The 2437-nt window shown below is 30.0% G+C and carries 3 protein-coding genes and 1 pseudogene; all 4 read left to right on the top strand.

Annotation, left to right across the window (positions count from 1 at the left end; all coding sequences use genetic code 11):
- A pseudogene (locus HMPREF9071_RS11790) lies at positions 1-1026 on the top strand (hypothetical protein); the annotation flags it as partial.
- Between the two features lie 3 nt (positions 1027-1029).
- Entirely contained in the window at positions 1030-1494 is a 465-nt protein-coding gene (locus HMPREF9071_RS04860; protein ID WP_009745469.1) for a hypothetical protein, read from the top strand.
- 29 nt (positions 1495-1523) lie between these two features.
- Positions 1524-2027: a hypothetical protein gene (locus HMPREF9071_RS04855; RefSeq protein ID WP_009745468.1), complete on the top strand. Its 504-nt coding sequence runs from the start codon at positions 1524-1526 to the stop codon at positions 2025-2027.
- Positions 1988-2437: hypothetical protein (locus tag HMPREF9071_RS12485; protein WP_009745467.1), on the top strand; the 450-nt coding region annotated here is incomplete at its 3' end. The genes HMPREF9071_RS04855 and HMPREF9071_RS12485, both read left to right, overlap by 40 nt.

The following is a 2437-nucleotide window of genomic DNA, read 5'->3' as shown; positions in this document are numbered from 1 at the left end:
TTTTTGGATTACTACCGAGAAAAGGAGCAGCTTGATAAGCTTGAGAAAGAGGCCGCCTTTACCTTGGATATGGCTACAATAGCCAGTAGTGGAGGTCTTGCTTTAGCGACCAAAGTAAGTTGGGTACGCAGAGCATGGGCGGTGATAGAAGTAGCAGGCGCTGTGGGGAATATAGTGGCGAATATCTCACAGAGCAAACATGCTAATAATCACTTTGTCCAAGCGGTACATTACTATAATGCTGTGATGGGGGCTATAGGGCTTGGGAATATAGCTCAGATGGGTTATAGAGCAGTCAAGAGCCTTCCAAGAAACGCCAAGAGCAATGCAAAGTTGATGAAAAACTATGAGCTGTGGCAGAAAGAAGTAGCCCAATTAGATCATCTCCCACAGGCGGAAAAACAATTGATAGATAAGCAAAGAGAGGTTTTGAAAGGATTGGAACTTACTAATGAGGGCAGGGGTGTAGAGAACTTAATAAAAACAGTCAATACTGAGCAAAAACTGTTAAAAAACGGGAAATTTATTGATGAGCTTTTAGAAGCAGATTATCAAAAATACCTTGCAAGGAAATCTAAAGAATCTAAATCAGCAAGAGACCGTCTAAGCTGGAAAGAAGAACGAGACTATTGGCTGTACGATTCACCTATGGCACGAGGTAATGAGTTTAATAAGAAGGCTGAAAAAATATATGATTTCAATGAGATTCACCTAGAAAATGGGAAAAGATTAGATTCTTATATTCCACCAACTATAGATAAAAGAGGAATGATAATATCTAGAAAAGCCACTGATTTGGAAAATATAGAACTTTCTACATTTGAAAGCTATTTGAAAGAAATGAAAAGTAAGTATTCATCTGGAACAACGATCCGTTCTAATAAATATTCTCAATTAGATGGAAAAAAACTTGAGGGTAACTTATACTTAGAGATACCCGAAAGTAATAAGAATTTTAGTGAGATTGAAAAATACAAAAAAATAGCTAGAAAATACGATATAGAAATTATATTTTTAAAAGAATAATTTATGAGTATAGACATTAGATTAAAAAAAGTATTGCAAAAAATCAATTTTGAAAAAAGATATTTAGAAATATGTAATAAATATTCTGATTTTCAAAATAGTATAAATAGTAAATCAATTTCAGATATTGATTTATTATTAAATCAAATGGAAGTAAAATTTAAATATTCCAAAAAAGAATGTTTTTTTAAAATAGAAGACAAGAGTAATTTAATAACAATTGGGTTTAATATAATTCCTTATACTGGAGCTTTACAATTTGTGTGGAGTGTTAAACTAAATAAACAAATGCTTGAACTAAGTTGGGGAGTTTGGGAAAGTATTTTAGAGGAAATGTTGAACAAAAGTTTTGAGATAAGACCAAGACCTTATTACTCAAATTATCAAGAATTAGAAGAAATTCTAACTGAAACTTTTGCTATTTACGAAGATTTCAAAACTGAAGTCTTAAAAGTAGATTGGGAATAATAAGATTTAGACCAGAATAATAATTAATTATGGAATTAAGTAAAAAAGAATTAGAGATTTTCGAAAAAATAAATCTATACGAAAGACATAGTAATATAAGTAATAAATATAGATATGAAGATAAATTAACAGTTTATTCTAATGATAAAATTATAGAAATAGTTAAAGAATTAGGATATTCTGCAAAATACAGAAAGAAAGAAAAGTTTTTTCAGATAATTGAGACCATAGATGGGATAAAGTTTTATTTTCATTTTTCGTTAGAATATGGAATGGTAGAAGTGATTATATTTTGGGAATATGAAAATAATAAAGATTTATCGGGGGGCGGATTACTTTCAGTAGTATGTAAGTTGATAGAAATTGTAAAAAATGAAGAAAAAGAAGGTTATATAAAAGATGCTTGTTTTAGAAATTATGAAGATTTAAAAAATATTCTTAGAGAATATTTCCTAATCTATGAAGATTTGAAAACGGAAGTCTTAAAAGTAGATTGGGAAAAAGTAATTTCTTTAAAACAAATACACAGTTAGGAAGACAATTTGAATCTTTAGTAAGTTCTAAAATTAGAAACATACCTCCTTTTAGTACTCTTTATAAAGACTATACACACTTAAAACAAGTATATTTAAAAGGAGTAAAAGACAATATTATTGCTGATGATTTGTTTGTAAAAGAACTACGCGATGAACGAGGAAGAAGTTATTTTAGAGCCATAATAAGTGACAGCAAGTTAAAGGCTACCTCGCCTTGGACAGCCAACCAGAAAAGCGAGTTGATAGATGTCTTTAAGAATAACCCTAATAAAAAATACATAGAGTTTCAAGTAAGAACAAATAATACCCTTTTGAAAGAAGCAAATGCTCCTGAAAAATTCAGACAAGGAACAACAATTAGAATATATAGAGAGGATGTATATAAAATCATTAGTGAAGGTGATAAT

Source organism: Capnocytophaga sp. oral taxon 338 str. F0234 (assembly GCF_000192225.1).
In the GTDB taxonomy this organism is placed as follows: domain Bacteria; phylum Bacteroidota; class Bacteroidia; order Flavobacteriales; family Flavobacteriaceae; genus Capnocytophaga.
This window is presented reverse-complemented; position numbering and strand designations above follow the sequence as displayed.

What these genes read in the sequence shown, in the direction of transcription:
- HMPREF9071_RS04860 (WP_009745469.1), top strand. Translation starts at nt 1,030, where the DNA reads ATGAGTATAGACATTAGATTAAAAAAAGTATTGCAAAAAATCAATTTT.
- HMPREF9071_RS04855 (WP_009745468.1), top strand. Translation starts at nt 1,524, where the DNA reads ATGGAATTAAGTAAAAAAGAATTAGAGATTTTCGAAAAAATAAATCTA.